The sequence below is a fragment of the Oleiphilus sp. HI0061 genome, from assembly GCF_001635675.1.
Map to the genome: position 1 here is coordinate 1 of NZ_LWFE01000994.1, position 6,415 is coordinate 6,415.

Below are 6,415 nucleotides of genomic sequence, written 5' to 3' on the forward strand. Positions count from 1 at the left end.
CCGACTAGTACAACGCTTACTCAATGAGTTTCATAACTGCTGGGAAGTTGGTTGTGAAGCCTCATCAACTGAAATGAGAACAGCGATCGAAGCCTTTTCTAATTCGATCACTGCCGCCGCGATTGACGAAACACTGATTACCAGTAAAGCGCTTGTATTGGTGGGTGACGGCATCGTTGCCAACTCAGGTGGCCGCTATGAAGATGATGTGATTGCCCTATACGAGTTCAAAGCCGGTGAAGGTACTCTTGCCAACGACACCAGCGGTGTAGACCCGGCCATCAACCTTGAATTGAGCGGCAACGTCGAGTGGGTCGGCGGTTGGGGCATTAAGTTTGGCGCTTCGTATATCGACGAAGAAACCAATACCCGTGTCGGCAACGGTAAAGCGCAAGGCAAGACCGAAGACAGTAAAAAGCTCTACGATGAAATACGTGGCACGTCTCAATATTCTATAGAGGCTTGGGTTGTTCCAGCGAATGTTACGCAGGAAGACTCGCGCATTGTGTCGTACTCGGGCTCGGCCAGCTCTCGTAACTTTGCTTTGCAACAGACCTTGTACAACTACGACTTTTACAATACTACTAACGACTTCAACGAAGCACTTTCAACCGCCGATGCAGATGAAAGACTTCAAGCCAGCCTTCAGCATGTTGTCGCCACCTACTCCGCAACACAAGGCAGAAAGCTCTATGTTAATGGTGTCTATACCGAAGATGAAGACAGCGTAGCCCCTGGCCTTCTAAATGGTTGGAACGAAAGTTTTGCCCTCGTATTGGGTAATGAAACCGATGGCAACGAACTATGGGAAGGCACGCTAAGGATGCTAGCTATTCATAGCCGTGCGTTAACACAAGAGCAAATCACCCAAAACTATAACTCCGGCGTAGGTGAGAAATTCTACATGCTATTTGGTGTATCTCATCTTGTGGATACCGATGACCCCGACACAGCCGATGACTTTATTTTCTTTGAAGCCAGCCAGTTTGATAGCTTTAGCTACTTATTCTCTGATGCACGCTTTGTCAGCCTTAACGACAATGTTGAACTAGACGACATCACTTTAAGAGGCATGAAGATCGCCATCAACGGGCAAGAAGTAAATGTTGGACAAGTCTACCAAAACCTAAACATTAGTTTGAACGACGAAGACTATGTAGCGGGTAACGGGCAAGTTTTATCTAACCTGGGAACCATCGTTCCTTTGGATAAAGCAGCCGATGAAGACGAGTTTTTCTTAAGCTTTACGGAGATTGGCAGCCGCTCGCGCGATGAAGAGGAAGACATTCCCCCAACGCCTGCTGAACCTGAAGACCTACCTGCTTCGTCAGAAATAGGGCTTCGCACTTTCGATGAAATCAATGCATCGATGTCTGTGATGACCGGTGTTGCCTCAACCGATAGCGATGTAAAAAGCACTTTTGATACAGTGAAACAACAGCTACCAACGATAGAGAATATCGAAGGCTTCTTATCGGCTCACCAAATGGCCGTCACTCAGTTAGCCATTCAATATTGTGACGCCTTGGTTGATGACACAAGCTTAAGAGCTAGCTTCTTTAGCAGCTTTAATTTTAGTGAAAATGCCAATACCGCTTTTGATACGGATGGCCGTAGCCAGATTTCAAGCGCCCTCCTAAGCAACTTTGTTGGTACTAGCTTGGACACTCAACCTAGCGACAGCGATATTAATGATGAGATAAACAGCCTGATTGATACGCTTAGCGCTTGCTCAGCTGACAGCAGCTGTCCCGAAGGTAGAACCGAGATTGTGGTCAAAGCAGCCTGCGCAGCCGTACTAGGCAGCGCTACAACGCTTGTGCAATAAATACTATTCAGTTGAAGGATGAGATTATGATTATCAAACCAACACTCAAACAAACGCTGGATATCAACGCACCTTTGATACACAGTGACCATAAACGCCCTAAAACACGTAGGGAGTTTATCGCCAATGGATTCATGGCTGGCGGTGCTACCGTTTTTGGCTCGTCAATATTCAGCCTCTTCGGAGCACCACGTAATGCTTCGGCCGCGCTATCTTCAGATATTGAAGCCTTAAAAGATAGCTGTGGAATCGCCGTCCAAGGGGCCGGAAAGATCCCTTTTATCTGTATTGACCTGGCTGGTGGCGCCAACATTGCCGGCTCCAATGTATTGGTTGGCGGTTCAGGCGGACAAAAAGACATGCTCAGCACAGCAGGCTATAGCAAACTTGGCATCCCGCCGGATTTTTTACCTCAGGTAAACAATACCGATGGCACTACGAATGACTTCGTTGATGAATCCCTGGGCTTAGCCTTTCATTCAGATAGCCAATTTTTACGCGGGATTCAGGAACGAACCTCTGCGGCAACCCAAGCTGCGATTAACGGTGTAGTTATTCCCGCCCGCTCAGAAAATGATACAGGCAACAACCCCCATAACCCGGTTTATGGCATTCATAATGCCGGTGCAGATGGTTCACTTTTAACATTGATTGGCTCACGAAGCTCTGATTCTGGCGGCAACTCCTTAGCACCAATGGACATGATTAACCCGCAGGTGCGCCCGACTAAAATTGACCGCCCAAGTGATGTTACTGGCCTGGTCGATGTCGGTGATTTGATCGGCCTACTAAGCCAGGAAGATGCCGTCGCGGTAATGGAGTCTATTCAACGTATCAGTGATAAGAAAATGGCTCAGATGAATACCGGCCTTCCTAACGCTGGCGTAAATGTTACCACTGACGAAGTCGTAAAAGACCTTGTACGCTGTGGCTATGTAAAAAGTGCCGACCTGGCAGACCGTTTTGGCAACCCTGCTGACCTCGACCCGGTACAAGACCCGGATATTGTCGGAGCAAGCGGTATCTTTAGTAGTGAAGAATTTCTCAATGACCGCGAATTCCAGAAAGCCGCATCGGTCATGAAACTCGTGATCAATGGCTATGCCGGTGCTGGTACAATCACCATGGGTGGTTATGACTACCATACGGGTAACCGTTCGACAGGTGAAGCTCGTGACTTAAGAGCAGGACGTGTCATGGGCGCTTGCCTGGAATACGCAGCACGAATTGGTGTACCGCTTATGCTTTACGTCTTTTCTGACGGTTCAGTCGCCAGTAATGGCATGGTAGATAATTCTGAACAAGGCCGCGGCAAAGGTGTATGGACCGGCGATAACCAATCAACTGCTGCAGCGTTCTACCTAGTCTATGACCCTAGCGGAAACGGTCGCCCTACTGCGATACGCAACCAGGTTGGCTATATGCGTAGCGACGCATCAGTCGAAACCGCATCAAGCCCTGCTGCCAATAACGTTAACCTACTAGTTCAAACCGTTATGCTGAATTACATGGCACTACACGGCGAGCAAGGCAACTTCGAAAATGTACTGAGTTATCACGGGCTGGGAAGTTCTACTCTTAGGGATACGCTGGTTGGAATGGCACCTATTGTAAATGGGACGATTTGATGAATAAGTAAGACGATAAAGGGGGGCACCTAAAGTGCTAAGCCCCTTTTGACTCATAAATTACTTGGCCAACTCTCTCAATGTGATCACGTAGCTGCAAGTTCTTAATGTCATGAAAGCAATGCACATCGACTACAAGCGGGATATCAGAATCTGCAAAATCTAACGCTAGTGCTGAGCTCGTAAAACGGTCAATATTATCGCCGACGACAGCAATATCAATATCACTTCGCTCATGATAATTCCCTTTCGCCCTAGAGCCATAAAGCTTTGCATAATCAATCATCTCATACTTAGATAATATATCTCGTATCTCGCTCAGAGTTTGCTCACTCAAGCCGAACTGACTCATGATGATACTATTTCTTCTAAGAGTGATGTGTACCACTCATCTAGCATAGGCAAATAACTAATTTTTATGGAATCAATAACCTGTTCGAACTTCGAAAAGTCATAGGTATGACTCATAAGGTTTCGGTCTCCGATCATTCTCAACCAGGTCTCGGCATCATTAATATACTTACTTTGATACGCTTGGCGAACAACCGACTTAGGTGAAATCTGGTCAAGAATAATACCATCAAATTCCATTTTATCTTTGAGAACCTTCCACGCTAGTTCGAAGGTATATTCAAAACGCTGAATAACACCTTCCTTTTCTAACTGGCTAAACGAAGCAATATCTGACTCCACTGCTTCACGTAGCAAAAGAAAAGCTCGCTGAAAGTTCTTAAACCGTTGTTGCCAGCGAATATCTGAGACAGACGTCATGACGCGTTACCTAATTCTTTAAAGATGAATATTTTGAAAATCACTATAGCAAGGATCGAGATACGATTCGATGATTTAAAGACCAAGGCTACAGGAGAAAAGAGCCCTAAGAAAGCCTTAGCCGCCTCCTTGAACTTAAGGCCTTCCCAAACCATTGGAATAATGAACCCTTTGGCGTTCATCAATCAGAATCGCGTCAATACCATCTAGTCTATTCATCAAGGCTAAACCTTTTTTCAAACCCAATACGAACACGGCAGTCGATAGCGCATCGGTAGTCGTCACATCAGGCCCGAGAACGGAAACGCTTAGCAGACCGTTCCGAGCAGACCTGCCTGTTTTAGGGGAAATAATATGGTGAACTCTTTCGCCACTATCATCGATAAAGAATCGCTCGTAGTCACCTGAAGTCGATAAAGCGACATCCGATAAAGGCAGAACAACGGAGTTTTCTTCTTTGTTTCTAGGGTGACGCACCGCGACAAGCCAAGGCTTTGAGCCCTTTCCGCCCAGAAGATACATATCGCCGCCCGCACTTAAACGCGCATGTTGAACGCCAAAGGTCTTCAACATCTTAATGCCTTCATCAACAGCATAACCTTTAGCTATTCCGCCTAAGTCAAGAGCGACTCCAGGAGAGCTAAAGCGTACTGTTTGAGCACTTCTATTTAAAACAATATGGCGATAATCCAGTACTGGCAACTTCGCACTGATTTGAGAATCAGATGGCTGCGCCTGTTGTCGATAGTCATATAAAAAACCAACCGAGGCAAAGCTGATATCAAAGGCACCTTGAGATAAAGCCGACACAGACAAAGACTTTTCGAGTAAGCTAAACAGCTCAGTCGATATCATTAGCGTTTGCTCAGAGGCAAGTCTATTTACCTTGGAGAGCTCAGATTCAGAAATATACCGCGACATCTTTGCCTCGATATCATTAAAGCGATTCAGCACTGCGCGCTTAGCCTTCTCTGCTTTAATCTTATCGTCTAACCAAAACTCCAAGCTTAAGTTGGTCGTCATCACCTCTGCAGAAAACTCATGCCACTCGGCTTTCAAGGGCATGCTAAGAAAAACTAAGAAGCAAATGAGAAAACTCAAACAGTTTTTCATAATGTTATCCAAAATATCTCTCCAACCACGACGAATAGACCCATCCTAAAATATTGGTTAAAATCAATAAACCCTCTTGCTGGAACAACACAATGAACTTGGCACCTAGTAATAAAACTATTGATGCACTTAAGAGTCTCTCTCTTAAAGAAGCGAGTCGAATTGAACTTGTCTGGCTTTATGGTTCACAAGCGAATCATACCGCTGATTGCGCGAGTGATTATGACCTAGCGATAGCGCTACATAAGGAATGTAATCAAGCAGACAAATTCATTCAAGACCTTGAGTATCAATGGTCAAATAATCTAGACCAGAATATATCAATCGTTGATATTAACTCAGTGCCCGTGCCATTGGCTTACAACATTATTGATCTCGGCACTCCGCTCTACATTGGCAATGACTTGCGCCTTCATAGCGAAGAACAGCGAATATGGTCATTATGGAGTGAATATGCCCATGAACACCAGCAACATTATCCTTAAACGGCGTTCCAGAGAATTTACTATGTCGACATACCAAGCCTATGTATTTGCCATCAAAGAACAAGTCGCTCAGCACTTGGCTGGTTTGGATGAGTTGGCCTGCACCATTCAGAAACGCCCCTTAACATTTAACGAACGTAGCGCTGTAGAAAGGAATCTACAGGTTCCTATCGAGGCTGCTATTGGCTGCTCAAAGCACTATCTCAAGAAGATATCTAAACCTGTTCCTTCGGAAGCCCGAGCTAGCATTGAAAGAATCTACGAACAACTCGCCATTACCACTCCTGAAATAAATGAAATGCGCGGCGCAATAGGCATGCGAAACGCCATCATTCATGACGACCTTAACCTTGATTGGAAAAAGTTAGAAGCCGTACTTGCAAAGCAAAAATACTATAATGTGAAAGATTATATCAGCCTGCTCTGTTCTGCACTTCTTAGCGAATAGCTTGTTTTTTAATACCTTTTCTATGGCTACGTTACTCTTTAAGGAATACTTAAACCTACCTCTTCCCCCAATAATTCCCGTAGCGCCTGCTTTAAAGCCATTTTCGCATCATCGTCACCATGAACAATTCTTATTTCTGAAG

The 6,415-nt window shown here is 45.4% G+C and carries 7 protein-coding genes; 4 read left to right on the forward strand and 3 right to left on the reverse strand.

What is annotated here, in order from left to right; all coding sequences use genetic code 11:
• Both A3735_RS11510 and A3735_RS11515 read left to right on the forward strand, forming a co-directional pair.
• On the forward strand, positions 1–1,828 hold a 1,828-nt coding region (locus A3735_RS11510), incomplete at its 5' end, for a LamG domain-containing protein (protein WP_068638095.1).
• Between the two features lie 26 nt (positions 1,829–1,854).
• Positions 1,855–3,456, forward strand: a complete 1,602-nt coding sequence (locus tag A3735_RS11515; RefSeq protein WP_068553543.1) for a general secretion pathway protein GspF — start codon at positions 1,855–1,857, stop codon at positions 3,454–3,456.
• A gap of 37 nt (positions 3,457–3,493) precedes the next feature.
• Here the strand turns inward: A3735_RS11515 and A3735_RS11520 are convergent, their stop codons facing one another.
• From A3735_RS11520 to A3735_RS11530, 3 genes are all read right to left on the reverse strand, one after another.
• A complete protein-coding gene (locus tag A3735_RS11520; protein WP_068511541.1) occupies positions 3,494–3,808 on the reverse strand; it encodes a nucleotidyltransferase domain-containing protein in 315 nt (104 codons plus the stop codon).
• Positions 3,805–4,227 carry a nucleotidyltransferase substrate binding protein gene (locus tag A3735_RS11525; RefSeq protein ID WP_068553544.1) on the reverse strand — a complete coding sequence of 141 codons (423 nt, stop codon included), beginning with the start codon at positions 4,225–4,227 and terminating at the stop codon, positions 3,805–3,807. Before A3735_RS11525 ends, A3735_RS11520 begins: the two co-directional genes overlap by 4 nt.
• Before the next feature lie 135 nt (positions 4,228–4,362).
• Complete coding sequence (locus A3735_RS11530) at positions 4,363–5,292, reverse strand: FAD:protein FMN transferase (protein WP_197485878.1); 930 nt, start codon at positions 5,290–5,292, stop codon at positions 4,363–4,365.
• Between the two features lie 140 nt (positions 5,293–5,432).
• On the opposite strand from A3735_RS11530, the gene A3735_RS29675 reads away from it, so the two are divergent.
• The gene (locus tag A3735_RS29675; RefSeq protein WP_068508473.1) at positions 5,433–5,825 is read left to right on the forward strand and encodes a nucleotidyltransferase domain-containing protein; all 393 of its coding nucleotides are present in this window, start codon (positions 5,433–5,435) and stop codon (positions 5,823–5,825) included.
• A gap of 22 nt (positions 5,826–5,847) precedes the next feature.
• Positions 5,848–6,273 (forward strand): DUF86 domain-containing protein, encoded by a 426-nt coding sequence (locus A3735_RS11540; protein ID WP_068552655.1) that lies wholly within the window; start codon positions 5,848–5,850, stop codon positions 6,271–6,273.
• The last annotated feature ends 142 nt before the right edge of the window (positions 6,274–6,415 follow it).

Excerpts from the sequence above, each read along its gene's own strand:
- A3735_RS11530 (WP_197485878.1), bottom strand. The coding sequence starts at position 5,292 with ATGCCCTTGAAAGCCGAGTGGCATGAGTTTTCTGCAGAGGTGATGACG.
- A3735_RS11525 (WP_068553544.1), bottom strand. The coding sequence starts at position 4,227 with ATGACGTCTGTCTCAGATATTCGCTGGCAACAACGGTTTAAGAACTTT.
- A3735_RS11515 (WP_068553543.1), top strand. The coding sequence starts at position 1,855 with ATGATTATCAAACCAACACTCAAACAAACGCTGGATATCAACGCACCT.
- A3735_RS29675 (WP_068508473.1), top strand. The coding sequence starts at position 5,433 with ATGAACTTGGCACCTAGTAATAAAACTATTGATGCACTTAAGAGTCTC.
- A3735_RS11520 (WP_068511541.1), bottom strand. The coding sequence starts at position 3,808 with ATGAGTCAGTTCGGCTTGAGTGAGCAAACTCTGAGCGAGATACGAGAT.
- A3735_RS11540 (WP_068552655.1), top strand. The coding sequence starts at position 5,848 with ATGTCGACATACCAAGCCTATGTATTTGCCATCAAAGAACAAGTCGCT.